Genomic DNA, 26,033 nt, shown 5'->3' with positions numbered 1-26,033 from the left:
TTTCCCGGCCCGCTGAGCTTGCAGCGGGCCGGGGGCACGCGATCAGCGCGTGGGCATGCCAAAGCGCAAATCGACCCAGCGGCCTTCGGGGATGTCACAAGGCTCACCGGCGGCCCAACTGTCCTGCCAAATCACCTTGCTGGTCCGAACATGCAGCGCGCCGTTCGCCGCGTCATAGGTGCAGTCGACATAGACCAACCGATTGCCATTCGCATCCTGCGGCACCTCAATCTGCCACCCCTTCGAGGCGAGGGGCGGCACATTCGTTAGGGTATATTGCCCAAGCGCTTGTCGCTCAAACTGCGCGTTTAGGGGCACCGCTGGCTCCTCGCAGGTACCGCAAAACAGCCGCACGATCGGACTCGCTTCTTTGACGAAGCCGTTGGCATCGACGGTCGTGTTTGCCCCGGACCACAGCCTTTGCCAACTGCCCCATGCCCCACTTGCCCGCACGCGAAACGCCAACCCCGGCGTGTCGAGGCCAATCGCAATCTGCCAAATATACGCGTTTTGGTCCCCCAGGGTGCTGTTACCGCAGAGAAGGCCAAAGACCCCATCCAGCGTGGAAAAGGGATTGGCGCCCGCGGGTGCCTGCGCATGGGCGCCGCCATAGCTTGAATAGCTGCCCGACAGCAGATGCGCGTCGAGGTCGGTCACGACCGGCCCCGCATCCGCCCCGATGCCGAAATCGCCCACGCGAAGCAATCGGCCCACCGTCGTATCTTCGGTGCTTTGGGTAAGCGCCATGCCCGAGGCCATCCCCGTCGCCGCATCAAAGGCAAGCGCCGTGGTCCATGTGCTGCCATCTGCACTTACTTTGATTGAGAAATCATCCGCCCCCGCTGTGCCCATTTCGGCCCGGCCTGACCAATCGGTCTGGAACAGCAGACTTGCGGTATCGCCCGTGCCAGCCTTGTTAAGCTTTAGCTGATGCCCCGCCCCCTCATGGTTCAGCAATGTTGCCGGAGAGGAGACTGTCAGGCGGTTGCCGCTGTTGTGGCCCGCGTTGATCCCCACGCCGGGCAGGTCAGTCAGATCGGGGACTGAAACCTCAACCCAGGCATCTGCCGCACGCCGCCGCAAAGCGCCGCTAGATTTATCGAGCGCCTGCCATCCCTCCTGTGGCACGACGAAGTGCCAGTTCCCCTCAATCCAAGCGGCGAGTTCGTCTGCATGGCCTGCCCAAGCCGCCGTCGGCGAACTGCCAAGCGCATGGACCTCCCCCGCCTGTGGCAATGACGGCGGGGTGTTGGCGTCAAAGCTCTCAACCGCAAGCTGCACCAAAAGGTCGAGCCGTTGCAGTGCCTCGTTATGGGTTACGTGTTTCTGCGCCTGTGCTGGCATCAAATAGGGAAGAGACAAGCGTTCAGAGGTGTCAGCCATGGGGGTTCTCCGCGTTATGGGTGCCTGTGACTGTGGAAAGTAAGTCTTGCCAGTCTCACAACAGGGCGCACGGACAGCGGGCAACGGGTGCCCCCGAAACCGGCGATCTTCTGTCGGGAGGATACCCAAACTGTTGCAACGACACGGTGCACCGGATCGAGGTATAAATCCCAATGGTGGATATCTATCGAAGTTAGTCAGCCACAGCGGAGTAACGCAGGCCAAGTTCCAACCCGCCGACCTGTGCCAGATGCCCCAGCACATCGTCGATCCCCTCACCGGATTTCAACGCGCAGAAAACCGTTGGCAAGTTTGGCCGCATCCGCGCGCTATCACGCTGCATAACGTCAAGCGACGCGCCAACGTGAGGGGCGAGGTCGGTCTTGTTAATCACTAGGATATCGGACTTCGTTATTGCTGGCCCCCCCTTGCGAGGTATCTCCTCGCCTGCGGCGACATCGATCACATACAGGGTCACATCTGCCAGTTCGGGACTAAAGGTGGCTGACAAATTGTCGCCGCCGCTTTCGATAAGCACGATTTCAACCTCCGGGTGCCGTGCCACCATTTCAGCCACAGCGGCAAGGTTGATCGACGCATCCTCGCGGATTGCCGTATGGGGGCAACCGCCGGTTTCGACGCCGATAATCCGGTCTTGCGGCAGCACCTGCATCCGCATCAGGGCTTCGGCGTCTTCTTGGGTGTAGATGTCATTGGTGATGACGCCCACCGAAAGCCTGTCCCGCAGAGCGCGGCAAAGCGCGGCGGTCAGGGTGGTTTTACCCGCGCCCACGGGGCCACCGATGCCGACGCGTAGGGGGCCGTTGTTGCGTTTCATGTGCGGAAAATCCTCGAATACTGGGTTTCGTGCTTCATGGCGGCGATGTCGCTTAAAAAGGCGGTAGAGGTGAGATCGTCGAGCGTGCCATTTTCTGCGGTCTCGGCAATCTCAAGGCAAAGCGGTGCAAGGGTGCGAATGATGATCTGCCCCTCGGTCTGCCCCAATGGAATAAGCCGCATTCCGGCTGTGGCGAGGTTGGCCGCGAAAGCGTGGAGAAACATCTCGAGCGTTTGACGCAGGGGGAGCCCTTGCAGCGCGGCGGCCCGACCAACCGCGACAGGATAGCATAGCGAAGGCAGGTCGATCTGCCAAATTTCCGCACTGGCACGGGCAAAGGCTTCGCCTTGCAACACGGTTTCCTTGAGCCGTTCGGCCGAGGCCGCAAAGGCGCGGGCCTCGGCGTCAATCTCCGACGGGGCATCTGCACGGTAGGCGGCCGCGAGAAACAGGGCGTCGGCCAATCCAGCCCCGTGCCGCAACACCGTACCTAGCCAATCGTTAAGACTATCCCGGTCAGTCACGGCCCCGTCCTGCACGGCCCATTCCAGCCCGTGGCTATAGGCAAATGCCCCTACCGGATAGGAGGGGGAGAACATCTGCACCAGCGTCAGGAGCTGCTCAGCCTGGTTGGTGTTAGGCATGAGTGTGGTCGTGATCTTGGGGGGCGTGGTGGGCATGGCTGTGGTCATGCCCGTGGGTGCGCCCGTGTCCATAAGCACCGCCTTCGGGGCGGAAGGGGCCGGTGATCTCGCGGGTTTCTGCGCCGATCTGGGCCAGCATTTTGACCATCACATGATCGCGTTGGATGACAAGGCGGTCGGCCTCTATCTGGCAAGGGCTGTGTCGATTGCCAATATGCCACGCAATGCGCGGCAGGTCAGAACCGGTTACTTCCAACAGGACTTCGTCGGCCGCCACGACCTCAACCACACGCCCATCGGACAAGACAAAAGCATCGCCATGATCAAGCGAGGCAGTCTGCGCGAGATCGACCAAGAACGACAGTCCGCCCGTGGTCGTGAGCACGCGACGGCGCAGAAAACGCCCATCATAGGTCAGCTCCACTTGATCACTCGCATCGGTCCAATCGGGTGCGCGGCGGATATCTTGGCAAAGGATTGGGGTCATAATAGATCCTTCAAAACAGAAAATAGCGTTGCGCCATCGGCAGCACAGAGGCGGGCTCACAGGTCAGCAATTCTCCGTCGGCGCGGACCTCATAGGTTTCGGGGTTCACCTCAACCTTGGGCAACGCGTCGTTCAGTTTCAGATCGCGCTTGCCGATGTCACGGGTGTTGCGCACGGGAATGGTTTGCTTTGCAAGTCCAAGCTCTTTGCCAACCCCCGCAGCCTGTGCCGCTTCGCTGACAAACACCACGGCGGAATTTTCCACCGCGCGGCCATACGCCCCGAACATGGGTCGCGAATAGACCGGCTGTGGCGTGGGGATGGACGCATTGGGGTCGCCCATCTGCGCGCAGACGATACTGCCGCCTAATAGCACCATCTCAGGTTTGACACCGAAAAACGCAGGATTCCACAGCACCAGATCCGCGCGTTTGCCCTCTTCAATACTGCCGATATGCGTTGAGACTCCATGCGCGATGGCCGGGTTAATCGTGTATTTGGCGATGTAGCGACGCACGCGAAAATTGTCGTTCTCGCCGGTTTCTTCGGCCAAGCGTCCGCGCTGCTTTTTCATTTTGTCTGCAGTTTGCCACGTGCGGATCAACACTTCCCCAACGCGGCCCATGGCCTGACTATCGCTCGCGATGATCGAAAACGCGCCCATGTCGTGCAGGATATCTTCGGCGGCGATGGTCTCGCGCCGAATGCGGCTTTCGGCAAAGGCGACATCTTCGGGGATGGATTTATCTAGGTGGTGGCAGACCATGAGCATGTCGAGATGCTCTTCCAGCGTGTTCACGGTAAAGGGCCGCGTCGGGTTGGTCGACGACGGCAGCACATGTTCTTCGCCACAGATTTTGATGATGTCGGGCGCATGGCCCCCACCTGCGCCTTCGGTATGAAAGGCGTGGATCGTGCGGCCCTTCATGGCCCTGACGGTATGCTCGACGAAGCCGCTTTCGTTCAGCGTGTCGGTGTGGATCATCACCTGTACATCCATCGCATCGGCCACGCTGAGGCAGCAGTCGATGGCGGCGGGGGTGGTGCCCCAATCTTCGTGCAGTTTTAGCGCACAGGCGCCTGCATTGATCTGTTCCTCAAGGGCGGCGGGCTGGGATGCGTTGCCTTTGCCCGCGAAAGCAAGGTTCATCGGAAAGGCGTCGGCAGATTGCATCATGCGCCCAATATGCCAGCCACCCGGCGTGCAGGTGGTGGCCAGCGTCCCATGCGCGGGGCCGGTGCCGCCGCCGAGCATGGTGGTCAGCCCCGAGTGCAACGCGTCTTCGATCTGTTGCGGGCAGATGAAGTGGATATGGCTGTCAAACCCGCCTGCGGTCAGAATGCGCCCTTCGCCCGCGATCACTTCGGTTCCCGGCCCGATAATGATGGTCACGCCCGGTTGCGTGTCAGGGTTGCCGGCCTTGCCGATCTTGGCGATGCGCCCGTCTTTCAGCCCGACATCGGCTTTGAAGATGCCAGTATAGTCGACGATCAGCGCATTGGTGATGACCGTATCAACGGCTCCGCCTGCGCGGGTCACCTGGGACTGGCCCATGCCGTCGCGGATCACCTTGCCACCACCGAATTTGACTTCTTCGCCATAAGCGGCGGCGTTTTGACCGCTGCGTTCGGTGGTCAGGTCGCGCTCGACCTCGATGATAAGGTCGGTATCCGCCAACCGCACCCGGTCGCCTACCGTGGGGCCGAACATAGCTGCGTAGTCACCACGTTTGATCAGTGCAGGCATCACAGGTCTCCCATCACCGCGCTATTGAAACCAAAGATGCGCCGATCGCCGCTGAACGGGATAAGGGGTACCTCGCGACGCTGGCCGGGCTCAAACCGCACGGCGGTGCCCGCAGCGATGTCGAGGCGATACCCCCGCGCCGTCGTGCGATCAAACGCCAGCGCCGGATTGCTTTCGGCGAAATGGTAATGACTGCCGACCTGCACCGGGCGGTCTCCGGTATTGGCCACCATCAGCGTGATCGCTTTGCTGTCAGCGTTAAGGGTAAGCGTGTCCTCTGCCGGAATGATCTCGCCGGGGATCATGCTTTGGCAGATTTCAAACGGCGCTTAACGGCAATCAGTCCTGACAGCGCAAAAGCCAAACCCGCGACGATATACATCGTCAATGAGCCTCCCGCTTCGCCACCATGACCGTGTGGGATTGGCGCTGTATGGGCAAAGGCGGTCGTGGCAAGCGACGTGAGCGGGAGGGCAAGAAGAGGGGCAAAGCGTGGCATGGAATATCCTTATCTAATAGGGTTGTGAACGGTGACGAGCTTGGTCCCGTCGGGGAAAGTCGCTTCGACCTGCACCTCGGGGATCATCTCTGAGACCCCCTCCATACAGTCGTCGCGGGTGATCACATGGGCACCCGCCTGCATCATATCGGCCACGCTGCGCCCATCCCGCGCGCCTTCGACCACCATGTCGGTGATCAAGGCAATCGCTTCCGGATGGTTCAGCTTGACCCCCCGCGCAAGGCGTTTGCGCGCCACCTCGGCGGCCATTGAGATCAGCAGTTTGTCTTTTTCTCGCGGGGTTAATTGCACGTCAGGTCATCCATGATCGGGGAAGGGTGTCACCACTCAATTCGCGCAGGATCGGCACGAGCGATTGGCGAAGATCGAAACTATCCGGCGCAAGAATGCGCGCGGCAAGAAGGTCAGGGCCGATCAGACTGGCGCCACCGCTTTTGGGCAACTGCGCACGCAGGGGCGCAAGCCGCGCTTCGGCGTCGGGGGCGACATAGATCAGCGTCGCCAAAGCACCGGCGCCTGCGGCGACATGCGGCGCGGCCAGATGGGCAGTCACATCGCCGCGCAGCGTCATGGCGTCTAAATAAAGCGGTCGGCCTGCACGGCTGACCCTATTCGTGTCGCGGAAATTCACGTGGCGTAGCGCTTCGCCCATGGCCGCGCGGCCAAAGACCAGCGGCTCTACCAGTAGAAGTGACGCGTCGTCGGCAAGGTCCACCGAAAGGCTCCGCCGCAGCGCGCATCCCTCATAAAGGATCGTTTCCTGTGGCAGCCAATGCAGCGTTGCCCCGGGTTTCGCAGTGATTGTATTTCGCACCGAGGCCACTTCCCCCGGCTGCGCCCGATAGGCCCGCTCGGCGGCCTGTGTGGTGAGACTGAGTGCCGCGCCCTCTTCGGCGCAAGCGGTGAGGGTGAAAGCATCACCACCCGTGAGACCACCAGCGGTATTGATAGCAATCACTTGCAGCGCGGCTCCGTCGGGACGGGGGAAAAGCAGTTTCATTGCACCAGATTGGCGCAGGTCACCGAGCGTCGAGCGACCCCGCGCCGCTTTGGCCGAAACCATTGCAGCGCCGATAGCGCGCGGCTGCACCGGGATCGCGCTCGGGCTGCTTATGCTAGTCTCAAGGAGAATGGTGACGGCTCCACCCACAAAATTCCGATGATTTTTTAATCACCATAGAGATGGGTAAGAGTCATCTCTGAGGCATCAAATGGGCGCCTGACAGCGGGTGTTGCCCAAATATCGGGCGGAAATTTCTGGACGCGTCTTGTTTTTAGGCGCCGCGAGAATTCAGGATTGCTTGACTGCAGCGGCCCCATTCTAAGGCCGCTGCAGAATTTAGATGTCGATCAGGGGCGCAGCATAACCTTCCCGCCACGGCCTGTGGTCAGCGCGGCTTTCATCGCTTCGGTCACCTCGGCCAGTGGGTAGATGCCACCCGTGTCGAGCGGAAGCTGACCCTTGGCCGCCAGTTGCACCAGTTCGCCGATTAAACGAACGCGAGTCTCAGGTGCCATCTCGCCGCTAACCCGCGACCCCCAGAAGCCTTTGACGGTGATGTGCTTCATGATCAGTTCGCCAGAGGACATGGTGAGCGGCTGACCTGTCGCCGTGCCGAAAACGATCAGCTCGCCATCTTTGCCCAAAAGCTCAACCAGCTGACCACCTAACTCGCCGCCGACAGAGTCGATTGCCGAAACTGCACCGGCCTTGCCGATCAGCGCGCGCGCTTTGCTCTGCCAATCTGCGTCATCGGTGGAAAGCACGTTCTCGGCGCCCGTTTCGCGCAGTTCCTCGGCGGCTCCCTCGCGGCGCACGAGGTTCAGCAAATTTACGCCCCGCGCTTTGGCCAAACCGACCATGATCTTGCCCACGGCACCATTGGCAGCGGTCTGAATCAGCCAGTCGCCTTCGCCGACTTTCAGTGTCTCCAGCAGCGACAGGGCGCTGAATGGCATGGCGATCAGCTGCGCGCCCGCCTCGTCCGAGATCGCTTCGGGCAGGGGCAGCAGACCTGCGGCGGGGGCGGTGAAATATTCGGCCCATGCGCCGTGGAAGCCAGCCGCCGTGACGCGTTTGCCGATCAGCGTATCATCAACACCTTCACCGACGGCTTCAACGATGCCGAGCGCTTCAGACCCGCCAATGGCGCCGGGCAGTTCGGGCTTGTAGCCATAGTTACCGCGCACGGTCCAAAGATCGTGGTTGTGGATGGGCGACAGCACCATGCGGATCAGCGCTTCGCCAGCGGCGGGCGCGGGCGTGTCGGTTTCGCGGGTGGTCAGAACATCGGCGGGTTCGCCAAAGGTGTCGTGGATGGCAGCAAACATGCTGTTTCCTTTCAGGTTGGGAGTTGGTCCCGGATGGGGGAGAGTTGGACAGAGGTTTCAGCCCGGGCCATGCGCAGAGGCGCATCGCTACGGGCAAGTTTGGCGAGCACCGCAGCACCTAGCCATTTGGCATAGAGCATACGGGCGGTGGTTTCAGGATCGTCCACCGCGCGCACGGAGCCATCTTGCGCACCGTGCCGCAACAATTGCGCAATACGGTTTACCAAAGCGTCAACACCTTGATCTAATGTATCGCGCATCGGATCAGACAGATCAGCGACTTCGGAGCCAAGCTTGACCACCAAACAGGCGCTGGCGATCCCCGGCGCGCTGGATTGGCTCAGCCATGCGTCCCAGAAACTATCAAGCTTATCACCCGCTTGGCCTGGGCCAGCTATGAGCGCGTCAACACGGGTAAGGTAACCCTCTACATAGTCGGCAAGCATCGCCGTGCCGAAGGCTTCTTTCGATGCAAAGTAATAGTAGAAAGAGCCCTTGGGCACTCCGCTCTCGCTCAGGATGCGCGATAGGCCAACGCCCGAGAACCCGTGCCGCAGCACGAGGCTACGTCCGGTGTCCAAGATGCGTTGCCGCGTTTGGTCTGATTTCTTTGCCTCGGTCATAGGGGGTATTTATGCAGTAATAGACCGGTCGTCTATACCCCTCTTGGAAATGTGAGGCGATAGGTTTTGGGCTGGGGGCGTTGGTAAAAGACCAGTGGAAAACCCTATCCTCTGCGGATCATATATATTAGATTTTCAGGCAATACCCTTATGAATGGAATAATGCGATGGACCGAAAAATTGCGTTGATCACGGGTGCCGGCAGCGGCGTTGGCTTAGCCTGTGCGCAGCAGCTAGCGCGGGATGGGTTCACCGTGGTTCTGACAGGACGGCGGCAAGACAAGATTGACGAGGGACGCGCAACGCTTGCGGGAGAGGGGCATCTGGCCGTCGCCGCCGACGTGGGTGTCGAGGCGGATGTTGCCGTGCTGTTTGAAAAGATTGAAACCACCTTTGGGCGGTTGGACCTTCTATTCAACAATGCCGGGCGCAACGGCCCTGCGGTAGAGTTGGACGCGCTGAGCGTCGCGGATTGGAATGACATCGTGGCCACCAATCTCACCGGGTCGTTCCTTTGCGCCCGCGCGGCCTTTGCGCTGATGAAACGGCAAGAACCTAAAGGTGGGCGGATCATTAACAACGGCTCGATCAGCGCGCATGTGCCGCGGCCCTTATCCGTGCCCTATACGGCCACAAAACATGCGATCACCGGACTTACCCGCGCGTTATCACTTGATGGGCGACCCCATGACATTGCTTGCGGACAGATAGACATCGGCAATGCGGCGAGTGAGATGACAGAGCGTATGAAAGCGGGCATCTTGCAGCCCAACGGCAGCCGCATGTCAGAGCCGCGCATGGATGTGAACGACGTTGCAGCGACGCTGTCTTACATGGCGAAACTGTCACTGGATGCAAACGCGATGTTCGTCACCGTTATGGCCACCAAGATGCCCTTCGCCGGGCGCGGATAGGCCATTAGAGTATTTTGCCCGGGTTCATTAAGTGGCCCGGGTCAAGTGTTGCTTTAATCTGCTCCATCAACTCCAGCGCAACCGGATCTTTATAGCGGCGGAGCTCAGCGCGTTTGAAGGTGCCGATGCCGTGTTCCGCCGAAAAAGAACCGCCCATTTGGTGCACGATATCATGCACGATGCGGTTGAAGGCTCCGTATTCCGCCAAAAAGTCGGCATCTGCCATATCCACAGGGCGTGACAGGTTGAAATGCAAGTTCCCGTCGCCGAAATGGCCAAACGGGCAGGGCCGCAGGCCGGGCATGTGATCCATGCAAGCTTGGGTCGCCTCGCGGATGAAATCGGCCACGCGGGAGACCGGGACCGATACGTCATGTTTGATCGACGCACCTTCAGGCTTTTGCGCTTCTGAGAGGTTTTCCCGCAATGCCCAAAGCGCGTCTTTTTGCGCCTCAGATGCGCCGATCACCGCGTCGGTGATCTCCTCCGCCTCAAACGCTGCTTCCAACGCGCTTTCGAGCCGCGTATCGAGGGCAGCCTGCGCGCCATTGCCAGTGAGTTCGATCAGACAATAAGCGGGATGCGCCTCTGTCATCGGATCATTACACCCCGGCGCGTGGTCGATCACCATTTGCAGGCCAAGCCGGTCGATATATTCAAAAGTAGAGAGTGTATCAGCAGCTTGCCCGCGCATCCGGGCGTAGAGAGCAAGCGCAGGCTCGGGACCGGTGCAGGCCACCAATGTCGTGGCGCGGGCGGTCGGTTTGGGGAAGAGTTTGATGACTGCCGCAGTGATAATCCCAAGCGTACCTTCGGCCCCGATAAAGAGGTGCTTAAGATCAAAGCCAGTGTTGTTTTTCCGCAAGCCGCTAAGGTCATTCAGCACACGGCCATCGGGCAATACCACTTCGACACCCAAGACCAGATCGCGGGTATTGCCGTAACGCAGCACCGCCGTTCCGCCCGCGTTGGTCGACAGGTTGCCGCCGATTTGGCAGGAGCCTTCGGAGGCTAAAGACAGCGGAAACAGCGCATCGACCCCATCAGCAGCGGCTTGAATGTTTGCCAGAATGCAGCCCGCTTCGACCGTCATGGTCGCATTGGTCGGGTCGACTTGACGAATTTGGTTCAGACGCTCAGTCGTCAGGATTACCCCCCCATTCGGCACGCCGCCGCCTGCAAGTCCGGTGTTGCCACCCTGCGGAGTCACCGGCACCTGTGCTGCGTGGCACAGGCGCATGCAGGTGGCGACCTCGTCGGTTGAACCGGGGCGCAGCAGGGCCAGCGCCGTGCCGCGCCGCAGTCCGCGGTCTTCGATCAGCCTTGCGTCAAAGTCTTTTGCGTTGGTCACGACATATGTGTCACCGATGGCTTGGCGCAGGTCGTCAAGCAGAGCGCTATGGTCGCGCGCGTCTGTTTGAGGCAGGTCGCGCGGCGCGGTCAGAGTAGTCATTGGGTCAATCCTTCAACGCTGGTCGGCTTCGGCCTTCTTGCGCGCGGCGTCCCGCAGTTTGCTGATGGTGGTTCGGGTTGAGATTTGCTCAGGGTCGGTCACCAGTTCGATCAATGCGGGGCGGCCACTCTCGCGGGCACGTGTGAAGGCGGCGGCGAAATCCTCTGTCTTGGTCACTCGTTCGGCATGGGCACCGAGCCCTTCGGCCATTTTGACGAAATCTTGGTTTTGCAAAGTGGTGCCCGAGATACGCTCAGGGTGGTCGCGTTCTTGGTGCATGCGGATCGTGCCATAGATGCCGTTGTTGAACAGCAGCACGATGGGCCGCCCGCCATATTGCGCGGCGGTAGCCAGTTCATTGCCGCTCATCATAAAGCCGCCATCACCGACGAAGGACAGCGTCAGCCGTTCGGGGTCTGCAATGGACGCCGCGACGGCGGCGGGAACGGAGTAACCCATCGCGCCACAGGTCGACCCGACAATTCGCCCCGGTCGGCCAAAGCGCAAAAAGCGTTGCGCCCAGCCGGTGTGGTTGCCCGCGTCGAGCGTGACCACCACATCATCGGGCAACTCATCGCGCAGCTGCGCAAGTGCGACCCCCATGTCGAGATCCCATTCGCCGCCGTTGGGCGCTTCGGTATCGGTCAGGTAATCGGCGTGCAGCTTCTCGCACCAAGCGCCCCATGTCTCAGCGCGGCCCAGATCGACACCGTCCAATGCAGCAGCGACAGAGACCGGAGCCGCGGCGATGCCCAGATCCGGCGAATAGACACGCCCGATCTCATCCGCGTCGGGATAGACATGGACCAGACGGGTGTCCGGATTGGGCGATTGCATGCTGGTGTAGGTTTTGGTCGTCATCTCACCCAAACGCGCGCCGATCACCACAAGGAGATCAGCATCCCGTTGATGCGCATAGAGGCTGGGCGCGGTGGAGGTGCCGAAATCGCCCGCATAGACGGGCGAGAGGTTGTTCACGATGTCCTGACGCCGGAACGAGGTGGTGACGGGGATTTTGTTGGCTTCGGCAAAGCGGGTGATGGCCGCGGCACTTTCATCCGACCAGCCAGAGCCGCCAAGCAGCAGCAAAGGCCGCTCTGCCTGCGCGATCTCGGTCTTGAGCATGTCGAGGTCGTCGGCAGACAGTCTCGCATGAGTGGCCGTATAGGGCCGCGCGTCGGCGACCGAAACCACCTCGGTCAGCATGTCTTCGGGCAGGGAAATCACCACTGGACCGGGACGGCCCGAGGTCGCCACTCGGAAGGCGCGGGCCATATATTCCGGCACGCGCGCCGGGTCGTCGATTTGGGTGGCCCATTTGGCGATCGGGCCGAACATGGCGCGGTAGTCGACTTCTTGAAACGCCTCACGGTCAGTCGTGTCGCGGGCGATCTGGCCCACCAGTAGGATCATCGGCGTGCTGTCTTGTTGCGCGATATGCACCCCGATTGCCGCGTGGCAAGCACCGGGGCCACGGGTTACCATGCAGATGCCGGGCTTGCCGGTGAGCTTGCCATAGGTTTCGGCCATGTTGGCGGCCCCGGCCTCGTGGCGCGCATTAATTAGGCTGAAACGGTCCTGCACATCATGCAGCGCATCGAGCACCTCAAGATAGCTTTCGCCCGGAACGCAATAGGCGGTGTCAGCGCCGTGGATCAGCAGTTGATCCACAAGGACCTGTCCGCCGGTCCGCGCCTTGAGGGAAGTTTTTTGCAACATGGAGAAGGTTCCGTTTCGTTCGTTCTAAGATTTAAGTATGGGTGGCCGGTTGGCTTTTTGGATTGGGGTTTCTAGACCTTTGGAAGGCCAGAATAATGCCCGCGATGACCAGCCCCGAAGCGGTGAGCCGTAGATCAGGGTAGATCAGCAGCAGCGACGCACCGAAAAGCACCACCGACAACACGTTGGACAGCCTGCCGAAGTAGTAGCGCTGCAAGGCGGCGGCCAGCAGGATGACCCCGGTGGTGGCCTGCAACAGGACCAGTGTGATCTGGGTGACCGAGCCCTGCATCAGGATCGCCGGTTCATAGACGAACATGAAGGGCACGATAAAGCCGGTCGCACCGAGTTTCACGGCAGCCCAGCTCGCCTCAACGATCTTGGCATGCGACAGGGTGTTGGCCGCATAGACCGCCATGGCGACGGGGGGTGTGATGGCCGACAGGATCGCGAAGTAGAACACGAAGAGGTGCGCCGCTTCGACCTGAACGCCCAGTTTCACCAATGCCGGCACCAGCAGGGCGACCTGCACGATATAGGCGGGTGTCGTCGGCATCCCCATACCAAGGATGATGCCCGCGATCATCGACAGGAACAGCGCGATAACCAGCGTATCTTGGGCCGCTTCAATTACGAAGTTCGAGAAGGTGAGGCCAAGGCCGGTAATGTCGATGACGCCAACCACGATGCCCGCACAGGCACAGGCGGCCGCAATCGCCAGCACGTTGCGCGCGCCACCCTCAAGCGCGTCAAGGATGTTGTCCACGGTGACGTAATGCCGTGTCGTCTTGCGCAGCGCGGCGACCGGCACGACCGAGATGATCCCACAAAGCGCCGCATAAGGGGCCGAGTAGCCCATCATCAGCACGCCGACGATGATCGCCAACGGCAAGAATAGGTGGCCACGTTCGAGCAAGACAATTTTAAGCGGTACTTGGTCTTCTTTGGGGACCGAACCAATGCCCTTACGCTTGGCCTCAAAATGGACCGCAGCAAAGAGCGCGACATAGAACAGGATCGCCGGGGCCAGCGCATACTTCGCCACTGTCAGGTAGCCCACGCCGAGGTATTCCGCCATGACAAAGGCCGCAGCCCCCATAACGGGCGGCATGATCTGACCGCCCGTAGAAGCCACAGCCTCAACCGCGCCCGCGAATGCAGGTTTAAAGCCCATGCGTTTCATCAGCGGGATGGAGAAAGTGCCGGTCGTCATCACGTTCGCCACGGCAGAGCCGGAGACCGAGCCGAACAGACCGGAGGTCACGCAGGCCACCTTGGCGGGGCCGCCCACCTGACGGCCGGTGAGGGCCACAGCGAAATCCATAAAGAGTTGGCCCACGCCCATCCGCTCAACCAATGAGCCAAACAGGATGAACAGCACCATATAAGTCGCTGAAACTGCAATTGGGATGCCGAAAATGCCTTCGGGCGTCATGAACAGCTGCTCAAGGATGACCGAGGGGAGGGTCGAGGTGAAGGCCAGACCGTAGCCGAGGAACAGAAGGGCGGTGATCGGCAGCATGGGCCCAAGCATCCGTCGGGTTGCCTCAAGCAGCAGAACCACAAGGGTGATCCCCACCACGATGTCCATCGGCATCAACGGATCGACGTAGAGGAACCGCTGTGTGATGTAATTCAGGTTGAAGGACGGGTAGAGTGCAGCGCTCGCCGCGACCAGACCGATCACCACATCATACCAACTGGGCACGTCGTTGCGCAGCCCTTTGCGGTCAACGGTCAGGAAGATCAGCAGAAGCGCGAGCGCGACGTGCACGCCCCGCATGATATAAGGGTTGGGCGGGCCAACAAAGGCGACGTAGAGATGCCACACAGCCATACCGACCAGGATCAGCCTTGCTATACGGGTAATCAGGGGCATCTTGTCCAGTAAGATCGACAGTTGCATGGGGGTTCTCGCGTCTAGAGTGGAAGGTGGCCGGAAGCACTGCTGCGCTAAGAGCGCGCGGCGGGGGCCAGTATGGGATTGGGTCGGGCGGAGCGTGCTGCCCCGGCCGACCCGTTTTTCGTCAGGGGTAAATTACATCCCCGAGACGCCACGCTCGGCGTAGAACTCTTTCGCGGCGGGGTGGAAGGGCACGCCAATGTCGGTGGCCATTTCCTCAACCGTCAGGTTCGCCATGGACTTGCTGATCGCGGCAAAGCTGTCGTTGTTGTCGGCAATTGCGCCCAGAACAGATTTGATGATCTCGCCGTCATAGTCGCAAGGTGCGACCATATGGGTGTCATAGCTGATGGCGTGTACGGTCTCATCAAAACCGGGGTAGGCGCCTGCTTTGACTTCGCGACGCTGGAAAGCGGCGTTCTGACCTTTAAAGTAGGCGAAGGTCTCTTCATCCACGTCGATCAGGCGGATTTTACGCGAAGAGGCGAGGTCCATAACCGAACCTGTCGGCAGGGACGAACCCAGCGTGAAGAAATCGGCCTGACCGTCTTTCATCTGCGAGGCAGAGTCAGAATAGGACGTGTTGGCGACGCTATCGAGATCATCAAAGGTCAAATTTGCGGTCGACAAAAGCTCGCGCGTCAGGAACTCACCCGTATTGCCAAGCTGTTGTGTGGTTAGGCGCTTGCCCTTCATGTCGGCGATGGTCTTGATGCCAGAATCTTCCAATGCGACGATCTGGAAATACTGCGGATAGAGAATGCCAAGGTTGCAGACATTGGTAGTCGCCTTGCGGAAAGGCTCTTTGCCCGACAGGCTGTCCACGGTCGAAATCGAGTTGGCGAATGCGATGCCAAAGCGGCCCCCGTCCACACCGACCACGTTCGACACACCAGCACCCGGCGTCACCGTGATGTCCATGCCGGGGTTCTCACGCTCGACGATCGCCTTGATCGCGCCGCCCACTGGATACCAAGAGCCGCCCTGCTGGCCGGTCGCCATAACAAAGCTTTGCGCATGTGCGGCAACACCTGCGACTGCGAAAAGGATGGTGGCCGCGGTGGTGCGGCGTAACGATTTGAACATAGGTGACATAGAAACTCCTCCCGAGTTTTAACTGTGTGTCGGCAGTAACTGGATGGGTTCCGGGCTCCCCCCTGATACCCTCTTGCCGTAGGTCTGCAGACTGGGGGGGAATCGTATGCCTGTCAATTAAAAATACAAATCGGGGCATATTCCCTCTTACTTGTAATGTTGTATTCTGGTTGTAATGGTTCAAACGGCCCTATCTCCTCTTTATTGACAGCTTGTCATACAGGTGGTCCAATCGGCGAAAGGAAGTTGTTATTATGGCAGGAAATCTTCAGGCGACAGCACCCCTAGTCGATGGTGCCACGCTCAGCGATCAAGTAACTGAGGTGCTTCGGCATAATGTTGTGAATGGTATCTGGAGCGTGGGCGATGTGCTGCCGTCCGAAACCACTTTGGCGAGTGACTTTGACGTTAGCCGCACGGTGATCCGTGAAGCGGTATCGCGTCTTAAAGCGGAGGGGATGCTTTCAAGTCGGCAAGGGCGCGGCGCGTTTGTTGCCAGTGATCGGCCCCGACAAGGGTTTGCGATTCATGAGCAGGATGTGGAAAGCCAACGCAAACTTGAGCAAATTCTAGAATTACGCATGGGTCTAGAGATTGAGGCCGCCGCCATCGCCGCTGCCCGCGCGACGCCGGAGGCCCGTAATGAAATCCAGCGCGCCGCTGCGGACTACGACCAAAGCAACAAGATTGGCGGTCCTGCCGTTGCCAGCGGGGTCAGTGCCGACCTCGCTTTTCACCGCGCGGTCTGTGAGGCCACCGGGAACAGCTATTACCTAGGTCTGTTTAACTATCTCGTCGCCAGTCTGCGAGAGACGATGCTGGCCGGGCGGCTTCAAGCGTTGAAGCGCGGGGGCGAAAGCCGGGATGCCATTCAGGAACATTACGACATCGCCACGTCCATTGCCCAAGGCGATGCGGAAAGTGCCCGTCAGCGGATGCGAGACCACCTACAGATGTCGAGCGCGCGTCTCTTGGCGCAGCTTAAGACAGAAGACGGGTTGGACGAATGACGATACCTGCTGCACTTCATGATGCACTTGCCACGCCTGCGTCCCTTACGATTGCATTGAGCGGTGGGATTGACAGCCTGACCCTTTCTGCCGCGGCAGCCAAAGTACGTGGAGCGGCGGGGCTCACGCTGTGCCATGCGGTGTCGGCAGCGGTTCCCTCAGCGGCAACGGCGCGGGTAAAAGAATTCGCAGCCGCTTGGGGTGCGCCGTTGAGGCTGGTGGATGCGGGCGAATTTGCCGATCCGTCCTACCGCGCCAACCCAGTGAACCGCTGTTATTTTTGCAAGTCGAACCTTTACGGCACATTGGCACGCATGGGGCCGCTGGTGGCGGCGGGCACCAATACCGATGATCTGACAGACTACCGCCCCGGTTTGCAGGCGGCGGCAGAGCATGGCGTGCTGCATCCTTTTGTCGATGCGCAGATGTCAAAAGCAGATGTGCGCGCGCTGGCGCGGGTGCTTGGGCTGGGGGAACTGGCGGAATTGCCAGCGGCTCCCTGTCTGGCCAGCCGGATTGAGACCGGCCTGCGGGTGGAGCCTGCGGACTTGGCGGTGATTGATCGGATCGAGACGTTACTACGCGCGGAGCTGGGCAATATCACCTTGCGTTGCCGCCTGCTGCGCGGGGGCTGGGTCGTTGAGGTAGACCAGCTGGTGCACAACGGCCTTTCCGCCTCTCAGCGTGCAATGGTTTTAGCGCAGGTCCGGCAGGAAACAGATGACGGGCGCGCGGTTGACCTGCGCCCCTATTCAAGAGGAAGTGCATTTGTCCATCAATGAGAGAGGCCCCGACGGGCACCCAGACGTGACCTTTGACCGCGGGCGTGGGGGGCGCATCGGCATCGAAGAAGCGGTGCTTTGTGAGCATAAATCAGTGCCGCAAATCGCCGCGATCATCGGCGACGCGGCGGCAGAGGGGCGCAGGCTTCTCTTGACCCGGCTAACGGCAGAGCAGTTCGGCGACATGGCGGAAAATATGCGTCAGTTGGTTGATTACTGCGCCGCCTCTCGCACCGCCATTCTCGGAGAGATTGGCCCCTTGGCCAGCACCCCACGCATCGGTTTGGTCAGCGCGGGTACGTCAGACTATGCCCCGATGGCAGAGGCGAAGCGTACGTTGGCTTACGGTGGAATGGACGCGACCGAAGTGTCGGACGTGGGCGTGGCCGGGCTTTGGCGTCTGCTCGCGCGGGAGGAGCTGCTGCGCGAAATGGATGTGGTGATCGTCTTCGCCGGGATGGACGCGGCCCTGCCGTCGGTCGTGGCCGGGCTGGTGCCGGGGGTGGTCATTGGTGTGCCGACCTCCGTGGGCTATGGTGTGGCCCGCGGCGGGAGGGTCGCGCTCGATTCGATACTTGCCAGCTGCGCGCCGGGGGTGACGGTGGTGAACATCGACAACGGCTATGGTGCGGCGACCTCGGCGTTGCGATTGGCCAATATGATGCGTCGCGCCGCGGCGGGGGAGTGACCGGTGACAGCACCGAAACTGAAGATTAAGAAACGCCAGACACTGGCCGATCAGCTATACGGGCAGGTGCTAGAGCAGATCGTGTCGAACAAACTGGTACAGGGCGAAAAACTGCCTTCGGAAAACCAGATTGCCACGGCCTTTGGCGTGTCCCGCCCCGTGGTGCGCGAAGCGCTGCGCAAGTTGCAAGAGGACGGGCTGGTTGAGGCGCGGCGCGGCGTCGGCACCTTTGTGCGGCGGCGGCCTTCGGAAAAGCTGATTGAATATGCGACGGCCGGGTCTGTCGCCGGTCTGATGCGGGCGATGGAGGCGCGGATCACGGTTGAAAAAGCAACCGCCCGCATGGCCGCGCAACGGGCCAACCCGAAAGACATCGCACGGATTGAGGCGGCGTTGCAGACGCTAGAGGCGTCTATGCAAGCACGCACCCCGTCCTTTGACGCAGATTACCAGTTCCACCGCGCCATTGCGGCGGCTTCGGGCAATGAGGTCTTCATTCGGATGCTCGATTGCGCGCGGGAGTCCATTGAGCAAGGGATCGACGTCGCGCAAAAGCTGACCCGCGAAGGCTCCCAAGCGCGGATCGATGTGGTGATCAGCGAGCATCGCCAAATACTCGAAGCGATCCGCGCAGGTGACAGCGAAGTCGCGGGTGTGTCGATGGCCTATCACCTTTTGCAGGCGCGGACCCGGATCACCGACCACGCCGGAATTGCATAAAGCTAACAGCCCGAAAGGCCATTTTATGATTTACGACCACCGTACCTATTGCTGCCGCCCCGGTACGATCAAGAAGCACCTCGCGCTTTATGCTGAGTTCGGTTTTCCGGCCCAAAAGCGCATTCTTGGCGCGCCAGTGATCTATGCGCAGGTTGAGACGGGCGACGTAAATTCCTTCGTCCATATCTGGGCCTATGAAGATGCCGCCGACCGCGCTGCGCGCCGCGCGCAGATGGCGGCGGACCCTGAATGGCAGGCTTATCTGAAGAAGAGCGCAGAGGCGGGGTATCTGGTGAGCCAGACCAATAAGATCCTCATGCCCGTACCGCTGGAAGGTTAAGCGGTACGCCTCCGGTCTGAGGGTTCAGGCCGGAGGCGTAATTTAAGTGACGATACAGCTTTCGTCGATCCCACGCCCTTCGTGAAAGGCGCGGATGTTGCTGGCCCAATGGCCGACCATGCGCTTGAGGTTATCCTCGCTATGGCCACCTATATGCGGCAGGGGCAGGACGTTATCGAGGCGCAGAAGTGGGTTGTCCGGCTGAACCGGCTCTTCGGTGAAGACATCCAAGGCCGCACCCGCGATGCGTTTGTTCGTCAACGTATCGATCAGGGCCGCCTCATCAATCAGTCCGCCGCGCCCGGTGTTGACCAGCAGGGCATCCGCCTTCATCCGCGCCAATTCCGCCGCGCCGATGGTGTGGTGTGACGCCTCGGTCAGCGGCATATGTAGGCTGACAATGTCACAGGTCTCGAGGATTTCGTCGCGCTCGGCATAGCGCGCGCTGGTGCCTTCGGCCTCCCCTGAGCGGCGGTAATAGAGCACCTCGCAGTCAAAGCCCGTCAGCCGTTTTGCCACAAGCTGCCCGATGGCACCAAAGCCAATCAGCCCGACCTTTTGGCTGCTGAGGTCCCGGGCACCGGGGACGATCTCTGGCACGATCCATTTGCCGGCGCGGGTGTTGTTATAGTGCAGCGGGATGCGGCGTAGGGCGGCGATCATCATGCCGATGGTCAGGTCCGCGATGGTGGGTGCATTAACGCCCGGACTGCGCGCCACGGTCACACCCATTTCTTTCGCCACATCAACGGGGATCTTGTCATAGCCCGTGCCCCATTGATGGACGAGGCGCACACTATCGGCCCCGCGCAGCACCGAGGCCGGAAGGCCGCGTCCGCGGGGAACGATATAGGCCGCCCCCTTCACCGTTTTGGCGAAATCTTCTTCAGAGAAAGAGTCGGCAAAGCGCAGGTCCAGCCCTTCGGCATAGCCGCGCACCTTATCCTGCATATCCTGTGGCATCGCGTCGAGCACGGCGACGGGGCCGATCAGCGCGCCGCTCATACCGATGCCCCGCGCAGGTCTTCGGGCAGTAACGCCTCAGGCAAGTTCTGGTAGGAAACCGGACGGAGGAAGCGGCGGATCGCCATGGTGCCCACGGACGTCGCGCCAAAGTTGGTGGACGCCGGGTAGGGGCCGCCGTGTACCATGGCATCGCAAACCTCGACCCCGGTGGGGAAGCCGTTCACCAGCACCCGCCCAGCCTTGCGTTCAAGGATGGGCATGAGCGCCTTGGCGGCTTCGGTGTCGCCGTCGTCCATCTGGATCGTCGCGGTCAACTGACCTTCGAACCCTTTGGCGAGCTCTTGCATCTCATCGCCCGACGACACCCGCAGCACCAGACCCAAGGGGCCAAAGACCTCTTCACCAAGCGCGTGGTCTTGCAGGTAGGTATCGGCGTCGGTTTCAAAGAGGTTCGGCTGGGCGCTGCGCCCCTCGCTGTCAGTGCTCACCAGCGCGCGTACCGCGTTGCGCCCGGTGAAACGCTCTTTTCCGTTGCGGTAGGCCTTGGCGATGCCATCGGTCAACATGAGTTGTGGGCCGACCTGCTCTAGCGCTTCTTTAGCGGCGGCGACAAAGGCATCGCCCTCGGCCCCTTTTGCCACGACCGCAATGCCGGGGTTGGTGCAGAATTGCCCGGCGCCCATGGTCAGCGATCCGGCCCAGCCCGCGCCGATTTCGGCGCCCCGGTTTCGGGTGGCCTCGGCCAGAACGAACATCGGATTGACTGAACCTAACTCCCCGAAAAACGGGATCGGCTCAGGGCGTTGTGCGCAGAGGTCGAAGAGCGCGCGGCCCCCACCGAGAGAGCCGGTAAAGCCCACGGCCTTGATCAGCGGATGCTGCACCAGCTTCTGACCCGCCTCGCGGCTGTTGGCATGGATAAGGGAAAAGACACCGGGGTGAATGCCGCATTTCTGGATTGCGGCATGGATCGCTTCGGCCACGATCTCCCCCGTGCCGGGGTGGGCGGAGTGGCCTTTGACGACCACCGGACAGCCCGCCGCCAGCGCCGCTGCGGTGTCACCGCCTGCGGTGGAAAACGCCAGCGGGAAGTTCGACGCGCCAAAGACCGCGACCGGCCCGATGGGGCGTTGGATCATGCGGATGTCGGGGCGGGGCATCGGCTGGCGATCTGGCAGGGCTTCGTCCACACGACGGTCCAGATGTGCGCCCTTGCGGATGTGATTGGCGAAGAGGCGGAGTTGTCCGGTTGTCCGCCCACGCTCGCCTTGAAGACGGGCTTCGGGCAGGCCGGATTCGCGGCTGCCGATTTCGGTGATGATCTCGGCGCGGGCCTCCATCTCATCAGCGATGGCGTCCAGGAAATTGGCGCGCGTCTCGCAGCTGGAAGAAGCGTAGGACCAAAAGGCGTCCTCGGCCGCTTCGCAGGCGCGATTCACATGGGCAGAGGTACCGCTTTGGAACTGGTCGCTTTCGCCTGTGGCGGGGGAGTTGGCAAAGGTTTCCCCGCCACCGACCCACGCGCCTGCGATCAGATGCTTGCCGTGGGGGTGAAATGTCTTGTTATCCGCGCTCATGATCAATCCTTGTCGGTTTGCTGTTTTGAGGTGAGGGAGGGCTGCGCCATGGTCTGGACCAGCGCATCCATCTGCCGCGTGAGCAGCCAAGCGTCGCCCGCGATGGCGACAAATTCGATACCGCCGTCAAAATAGCGGCGCGCCAGATCTGCGCCGTAGCCAAGGATCCCTGCGGGCAACCCGGCGGCGTGTATGGCATCGACCGCTTCGCGGATCTTGTCTTGAACATCTGGGTGCATCGGGTTGCCGGTATGGCCCATCGCCGAAGACAGATCGCCCGGCCCGATAAAGATCGCGTCTACGCCGGGCACAGCGGCAATAGCGGAGATTTCCGCGACCGCTTCGGGCGTTTCGACCTGCACGATGACACATTGCGCATCGGCATAGGTGTTCAGGTATTCCGTTTGCCGCGCGTAGTTATTAGCGCGGATCGTGGCCGAGATGCCGCGCAGCCCTTCGGGGGGGTAGCGGGTCCAAGCCATGGCGCGGCGGGCGTCTTCGGCGTTTTGGATCATCGGGAACATCAGATTGCGCACGCCGATATCTAAGAGCCGTTTGGTCATGGTTTGATCTGAAGACGGCATCCGCACGACCATCTGCGCATCGGGATTGGCACTGCCTGCGGCGCGCAGGTGGTCAATGATTTGGCTCAGGTCATTCGGCGCGTGCTCCATGTCGAGTAAGAGCCAATCGATCCCGCTGCCCGCGGCGATTTCCGTGACCGTAGGTGAGCAAAGTGAGAGCCAGAACCCAGACAGGCGGCTGCCTTGGCGAAGCGTTTGTTTGAGTGTTTTTCCCGACATTTTCGCGACGCGCCCCTCAAATGGTATCGACAATTGGGGTGATACGGTAATATATTAGTTGGAGCAAGATGTGATTTCCACCCGTTTTGCGATGATGTTTGAGCTGGCGAGGATCCCATGACCGAGACCAAGAAAACCGCAGATCAGTTGCGCAGCGCGCGCTGGTTTGCCCCCGACGATCTGCGCAGCTTTGGGCATCGGTCGCGGATGATGCAGATGGGTCTGGGCCCCGAGGATTGGGAGGGCCGTCCGGTGATCGGCATCCTGAACACTTGGTCTGAGATGAACCCCTGCCACCTCCACTTCCGCGATCGCGCGGAGGACGTGAAGAAAGGCATCGCTCAGGCCGGTGGCTTGGGGTTGGAGATTCCGACGATCTCGATCGACGAGAGTTTCACCAAGCCGACCTCGATGCTCTACCGCAATATGATCGCGATGGAGACGGAAGAGACGATCCGCTCGCATCCGCTTGACGGTGTGGTGCTGATGGGCGGCTGTGATAAATCCACGCCCGGCCTGACCATGGGCGCGATCAGCGCAGGCGTGCCGTTTATCTTCCTGCCTGCGGGGCCGATGCTGCGCGGCAATTATGCGGGTCGTTCGCTTGGCTCCGGCTCGGACGCGTGGAAGTTCTGGGATGAGCGCCGCGCAGGCACGATCTCGGCAGAGGAATGGGTCGGTGTCGAAGGCGGCATTGCGCGGTCTTACGGGCATTGCATGACCATGGGCACGGCCTCCACCATGACGGCGATTGCTGAGGCGATGGGGCTGACGCTGCCGGGGGCCACCTCGATCCCCGCCGCAGATGCGGGCCACAAACGGATGAGTGCCTCTTGCGGGCGGCGCATCGTCGATATGGTTTGGGAGGACCTGACGCCCGATAAAATCATCACCCCGGCTGCGGTGCAGAACGCGGCGACGGTGGCAATGGCGACGGGCTGTTCGACCAATGCGGTGGTGCATCTGCTGGCGATGGCACGCCGCGCAGGCGTGGCGCTGGAGCTGAATGATCTGGATGCCTTGGGCCGCACCACGCCGCTCATTGCTAACATTCGGCCCTTGGGCAGCAGCGAATACCTGATGGAGGATTTCTATTTCGCAGGCGGGCTGCGGGCGCTAATGGATCAGCTGGGGGATAAGCTGGACCGTACGGCGATCACCTGTACCGGCAAGCCTTTGGAAGAAGGGATCGCGGGCGCGCCTGTCTATAATGATGATGTGATCCGGCCCCTGTCGAACCCGGTCTATAAAGAAGGTTCGCTCGCCGTGCTCAAGGGCAATCTTTGCCCCAATGGCGCGGTCATCAAACCGGCGGCTTGCGATCCCAAATTTCACCGCCACGAAGGCCCGGCACTGGTCTTTGACAGCTACCCTGAAATGAAGGCCGCGATTGATGACGAGAGCCTCGACGTGACGCCGGACCATGTACTGGTGCTGCGCAACGCGGGGCCGCAGGGCGGGCCGGGGATGCCTGAATGGGGCATGTTGCCAATGCCGAAAGCGTTGTTGAAACAGGGGCACCGGGACATGCTGCGGATCTCGGATGCGCGGATGTCGGGCACGTCTTACGGCGCTTGTATCCTGCATGTCGCGCCGGAATCTTTCGTAGGTGGGCCACTGGCGCTGCTGAAGACAGGAGACATTGTGCGCATGGATCTAGAGGCGCGGACCCTCGACATGCTGGTGGGCGAGGGTGAACTCGCCACCCGCCGCGCCGCGTGGAAAGCCCCCGAGCCAAGGTTCGAGCGCGGCTGGGGCTATATGTTCCAGCGCCATGTGGGGCAGGCCGATCAGGGCTGTGACTTTGACTACCTCACCGCAGCCTTTGGGCAAGCGGCGGGTGAGCCGGATATTTTCTAAGGGGTACTCGCATGACACATGATCTATCAAAAGCGCTCACCGGCATCTCGGGCATCCTTGTGACGCCCTATGACACGAGTGGAGAGATTGCGCCGCGCAAGCTGGCCCCGATCATCGACCGCGCGCTCGCCGCCGGGGTGCATATCCCGGTCGTGAACGGCAACACCGGCGAATATTACGCGCTGACCAATGATGAAGCCTGCACGATGGTGCGCGAGGTGGCCCAGATGGTCGACGGGCGCGCGCCACTGCTGGCGGGTGTCGGGCGCGGCATTCGCGATGCTTGTGCGCTGGCCAAGGCGAGCGCCGACGCGGGCGCCGATGCGCTGATGATCCACCAGCCGCCCGATCCCTTCGTCTCCCCTCGTGGCACGGTCGATTATGTGCGCGCGGTGCGGGATGCTTCGGGCGGGTTGCCGGTGATGCTGTACCTGCGCAATGATGCGATGGGGCCCGAAGGCATCGCCCGGCTTTGTGAGGTCGAGGGGGTGAAGGGGGTCAAATGGGCCACGCCGAATCCTTTGAGCCTTGCCCGCGCGATTGAGGCAGCGCCGGATGATATCGTCTGGGTCGGCGGCTTGGCAGAGGTCTGGGCGCCGCCGCTCTACGCTGTGGGCGCGCGGGGGTTTACCTCAGGCCTTATCAACGTCTGGCCGGAGCGGTCGGTCGCCATTCACGCAGCGCTCGCCACAGGCAATTACGCAGAGGCGAACCAGTTGATCGCGGGCATGCGCGCCTTCGAGGACATCCGCGCCGAAGAGCATAACGGCACCAATGTCACTGGCGTCAAAGCGGCCCTGATGGCCATCGGACGGGATTGCGGCGCCACGCGCCCACCCTCCGCTTGGCCCCTGACAGAGCGTCAGCAGGCGGTGCTGGATCAATTCATTACAGACAACCGACTGAAGGGAGACAGGGCATGAACCCCGAATTGCGCGAGAAACTAAAGGCGGTTTCGGTCGCGACTTTGGCCACAGCACTTTATAAACGTGGGCTACGCAATCAGGTGGTGCAGGAGGTGGGTCCGGTCGCGGCCAAGGGTCGAAATATGGTCGGCCCCGCCTTTACCCTGCGCTATATGCCCGCACGCGAAGACCGCAACCAGCTGGTCGAATTCCGCAATCCCGAGCACCCGCAGCGCGTCGCGATTGAGACCTGCCCTGAGGGTCATGTGCTGGTGATGGACAGCCGCAAGGATGCGCGCGCCGCGAGTGCTGGGGATATCCTGATCACCCGGCTGATGATGCGCGGCGCGGCAGGGGTGGTGACCAATGGCGGGCTGCGCGATGCGGCGACGATTGGCGCGCTGGAGATGCCCGCCTATCACGCGCGGCCCTCTAGCCCCACGAACCTGACCCTGCATGAGGCGATTGAGATCAACTGCCCCGTCGGCTGCGGCGATGCGCCAGTTTTTCCTGGCGATATCGTGGTGGGTGACGATGACTGCGTGATCATCATTCCAGCAGGTATCGCCGAAGAGGTCGCGGATGAGGCCGTAGAGATGACCGCCTATGAGGATTTCGTCGTTGAAGAGGTCAAAGGCGGCGCGGGGATCATCGGGCTCTATCCCGGCACCAAGCAGGAAAACCTCGACAAGTTTACCGAGTGGCGCAAAGCCAACAACCGCTGA

The 26,033-nt window shown here is 61.1% G+C and carries 27 protein-coding genes; 9 read left to right on the top strand and 18 right to left on the bottom strand.

The window, feature by feature from the left end; genetic code table 11:
* Positions 1-42: 42 nt before the first annotated feature.
* From DSM14862_RS19595 to DSM14862_RS19545, 11 genes are all read right to left on the bottom strand, one after another.
* Positions 43-1,383: a DUF2793 domain-containing protein gene (locus DSM14862_RS19595; RefSeq protein WP_007121054.1), complete on the bottom strand. Its 1,341-nt coding sequence runs from the start codon at positions 1,381-1,383 to the stop codon at positions 43-45.
* Positions 1,384-1,576: 193 nt separating this feature from the next.
* The gene (gene ureG / locus DSM14862_RS19590) at positions 1,577-2,221 is read right to left on the bottom strand and encodes an urease accessory protein UreG (RefSeq protein ID WP_007121055.1); all 645 of its coding nucleotides are present in this window, start codon (positions 2,219-2,221) and stop codon (positions 1,577-1,579) included.
* Positions 2,218-2,865, bottom strand: a complete 648-nt coding sequence (locus DSM14862_RS19585) for an urease accessory protein UreF (RefSeq protein WP_007121056.1) — start codon at positions 2,863-2,865, stop codon at positions 2,218-2,220. The genes ureG and DSM14862_RS19585 overlap by 4 nt, the downstream gene beginning before the upstream one ends.
* Positions 2,858-3,352 carry an urease accessory protein UreE gene (ureE, locus tag DSM14862_RS19580; protein ID WP_007121057.1) on the bottom strand — a complete coding sequence of 165 codons (495 nt, stop codon included), beginning with the start codon at positions 3,350-3,352 and terminating at the stop codon, positions 2,858-2,860. The genes DSM14862_RS19585 and ureE overlap by 8 nt, the downstream gene beginning before the upstream one ends.
* 10 nt (positions 3,353-3,362) lie before the next feature.
* Positions 3,363-5,099 carry an urease subunit alpha gene (gene ureC, locus DSM14862_RS19575; protein ID WP_007121058.1) on the bottom strand — a complete coding sequence of 579 codons (1,737 nt, stop codon included), beginning with the start codon at positions 5,097-5,099 and terminating at the stop codon, positions 3,363-3,365.
* A complete protein-coding gene (locus tag DSM14862_RS19570; RefSeq protein ID WP_007121059.1) occupies positions 5,099-5,404 on the bottom strand; it encodes an urease subunit beta in 306 nt (101 codons plus the stop codon). Before DSM14862_RS19570 ends, ureC begins: the two co-directional genes overlap by 1 nt.
* The gene (locus tag DSM14862_RS19565; protein WP_007121060.1) at positions 5,401-5,598 is read right to left on the bottom strand and encodes a hypothetical protein; all 198 of its coding nucleotides are present in this window, start codon (positions 5,596-5,598) and stop codon (positions 5,401-5,403) included. The genes DSM14862_RS19570 and DSM14862_RS19565 overlap by 4 nt, the downstream gene beginning before the upstream one ends.
* 9 nt (positions 5,599-5,607) lie before the next feature.
* Entirely contained in the window at positions 5,608-5,910 is a 303-nt protein-coding gene (locus tag DSM14862_RS19560) for an urease subunit gamma (protein ID WP_007121061.1), read from the bottom strand.
* Between the two features lies 1 nt (position 5,911).
* Positions 5,912-6,682 (bottom strand): urease accessory protein UreD, encoded by a 771-nt coding sequence (locus DSM14862_RS19555; protein ID WP_007121062.1) that lies wholly within the window; start codon positions 6,680-6,682, stop codon positions 5,912-5,914.
* A gap of 287 nt (positions 6,683-6,969) precedes the next feature.
* On the bottom strand, positions 6,970-7,950 hold the full coding sequence (locus tag DSM14862_RS19550; RefSeq protein ID WP_007121063.1) for a zinc-binding dehydrogenase: 981 nt from the start codon (positions 7,948-7,950) through the stop codon (positions 6,970-6,972).
* Between the two features lie 11 nt (positions 7,951-7,961).
* Positions 7,962-8,573: a TetR/AcrR family transcriptional regulator gene (locus DSM14862_RS19545; protein ID WP_007121064.1), complete on the bottom strand. Its 612-nt coding sequence runs from the start codon at positions 8,571-8,573 to the stop codon at positions 7,962-7,964.
* A gap of 167 nt (positions 8,574-8,740) precedes the next feature.
* Here DSM14862_RS19545 and DSM14862_RS19540 point away from each other — a divergent pair, with 167 nt between their 5' ends.
* Positions 8,741-9,487, top strand: coding sequence for an SDR family oxidoreductase (locus DSM14862_RS19540; RefSeq protein ID WP_007121065.1), 747 nt, complete (start codon positions 8,741-8,743; stop codon positions 9,485-9,487).
* A gap of 4 nt (positions 9,488-9,491) precedes the next feature.
* Here DSM14862_RS19540 and DSM14862_RS19535 read toward each other — a convergent pair whose 3' ends face one another.
* From DSM14862_RS19535 to DSM14862_RS19520, 4 genes are all read right to left on the bottom strand, one after another.
* The gene (locus DSM14862_RS19535; protein WP_007121066.1) at positions 9,492-10,940 is read right to left on the bottom strand and encodes an FAD-binding oxidoreductase; all 1,449 of its coding nucleotides are present in this window, start codon (positions 10,938-10,940) and stop codon (positions 9,492-9,494) included.
* Positions 10,941-10,952: 12 nt separating this feature from the next.
* The gene (locus DSM14862_RS19530) at positions 10,953-12,659 is read right to left on the bottom strand and encodes a thiamine pyrophosphate-binding protein (RefSeq protein ID WP_007121067.1); all 1,707 of its coding nucleotides are present in this window, start codon (positions 12,657-12,659) and stop codon (positions 10,953-10,955) included.
* Positions 12,660-12,690: 31 nt separating this feature from the next.
* A complete protein-coding gene (locus tag DSM14862_RS19525) occupies positions 12,691-14,565 on the bottom strand; it encodes a TRAP transporter permease (protein ID WP_243254608.1) in 1,875 nt (624 codons plus the stop codon).
* A 132-nt stretch (positions 14,566-14,697) separates the two neighbouring features.
* Positions 14,698-15,657 carry a TAXI family TRAP transporter solute-binding subunit gene (locus DSM14862_RS19520; protein ID WP_050770471.1) on the bottom strand — a complete coding sequence of 320 codons (960 nt, stop codon included), beginning with the start codon at positions 15,655-15,657 and terminating at the stop codon, positions 14,698-14,700.
* 254 nt (positions 15,658-15,911) lie between these two features.
* Here DSM14862_RS19520 and DSM14862_RS19515 point away from each other — a divergent pair, with 254 nt between their 5' ends.
* From DSM14862_RS19515 to DSM14862_RS19495, 5 genes are read left to right on the top strand one after another with little or no spacing between them, the layout of a single operon-like run.
* The gene (locus DSM14862_RS19515) at positions 15,912-16,667 is read left to right on the top strand and encodes a FadR/GntR family transcriptional regulator (protein ID WP_243254607.1); all 756 of its coding nucleotides are present in this window, start codon (positions 15,912-15,914) and stop codon (positions 16,665-16,667) included.
* Positions 16,664-17,449, top strand: a complete 786-nt coding sequence (locus tag DSM14862_RS19510; protein ID WP_007121453.1) for an adenine nucleotide alpha-hydrolase family protein — start codon at positions 16,664-16,666, stop codon at positions 17,447-17,449. Before DSM14862_RS19515 ends, DSM14862_RS19510 begins: the two co-directional genes overlap by 4 nt.
* Entirely contained in the window at positions 17,436-18,137 is a 702-nt protein-coding gene (gene larB, locus DSM14862_RS19505) for a nickel pincer cofactor biosynthesis protein LarB (RefSeq protein ID WP_007121454.1), read from the top strand. Before DSM14862_RS19510 ends, larB begins: the two co-directional genes overlap by 14 nt.
* 3 nt (positions 18,138-18,140) lie before the next feature.
* Positions 18,141-18,857, top strand: a complete 717-nt coding sequence (locus tag DSM14862_RS19500) for a FadR/GntR family transcriptional regulator (protein WP_007121455.1) — start codon at positions 18,141-18,143, stop codon at positions 18,855-18,857.
* A gap of 25 nt (positions 18,858-18,882) precedes the next feature.
* Entirely contained in the window at positions 18,883-19,197 is a 315-nt protein-coding gene (locus DSM14862_RS19495; protein ID WP_007121456.1) for an NIPSNAP family protein, read from the top strand.
* A gap of 42 nt (positions 19,198-19,239) precedes the next feature.
* On the opposite strand, the gene DSM14862_RS19490 is transcribed toward DSM14862_RS19495, so the two are convergent.
* The 3 genes from DSM14862_RS19490 to DSM14862_RS19480 are packed head-to-tail and all read right to left on the bottom strand — an operon-like array spanning position 19,240 to position 22,543.
* On the bottom strand, positions 19,240-20,202 hold the full coding sequence (locus DSM14862_RS19490) for a 2-hydroxyacid dehydrogenase (protein WP_007121457.1): 963 nt from the start codon (positions 20,200-20,202) through the stop codon (positions 19,240-19,242).
* A complete protein-coding gene (locus DSM14862_RS19485; RefSeq protein WP_243254606.1) occupies positions 20,199-21,740 on the bottom strand; it encodes an aldehyde dehydrogenase (NADP(+)) in 1,542 nt (513 codons plus the stop codon). The genes DSM14862_RS19490 and DSM14862_RS19485 overlap by 4 nt, the downstream gene beginning before the upstream one ends.
* Positions 21,741-21,742: 2 nt before the next feature.
* A complete protein-coding gene (locus tag DSM14862_RS19480; RefSeq protein ID WP_007121104.1) occupies positions 21,743-22,543 on the bottom strand; it encodes an HpcH/HpaI aldolase family protein in 801 nt (266 codons plus the stop codon).
* A gap of 117 nt (positions 22,544-22,660) precedes the next feature.
* On the opposite strand from DSM14862_RS19480, the gene araD reads away from it, so the two are divergent.
* The 3 genes from araD to DSM14862_RS19465 are packed head-to-tail and all read left to right on the top strand — an operon-like array spanning position 22,661 to position 26,033.
* A complete protein-coding gene (araD, locus tag DSM14862_RS19475) occupies positions 22,661-24,403 on the top strand; it encodes an L-arabinonate dehydratase (RefSeq protein ID WP_007121105.1) in 1,743 nt (580 codons plus the stop codon).
* An 11-nt stretch (positions 24,404-24,414) separates the two neighbouring features.
* On the top strand, positions 24,415-25,326 hold the full coding sequence (locus DSM14862_RS19470) for a dihydrodipicolinate synthase family protein (RefSeq protein ID WP_007121106.1): 912 nt from the start codon (positions 24,415-24,417) through the stop codon (positions 25,324-25,326).
* Entirely contained in the window at positions 25,323-26,033 is a 711-nt protein-coding gene (locus DSM14862_RS19465) for a ribonuclease activity regulator RraA (protein WP_007121107.1), read from the top strand. Before DSM14862_RS19470 ends, DSM14862_RS19465 begins: the two co-directional genes overlap by 4 nt.

Origin of the sequence: Sulfitobacter indolifex (assembly GCF_022788655.1) — a bacterium.
GTDB lineage: Bacteria > Pseudomonadota > Alphaproteobacteria > Rhodobacterales > Rhodobacteraceae > Sulfitobacter > Sulfitobacter indolifex.
The sequence above is the reverse complement of the archived record's forward strand: the minus strand, read 5'-3'. Positions and strand labels throughout refer to the sequence as shown.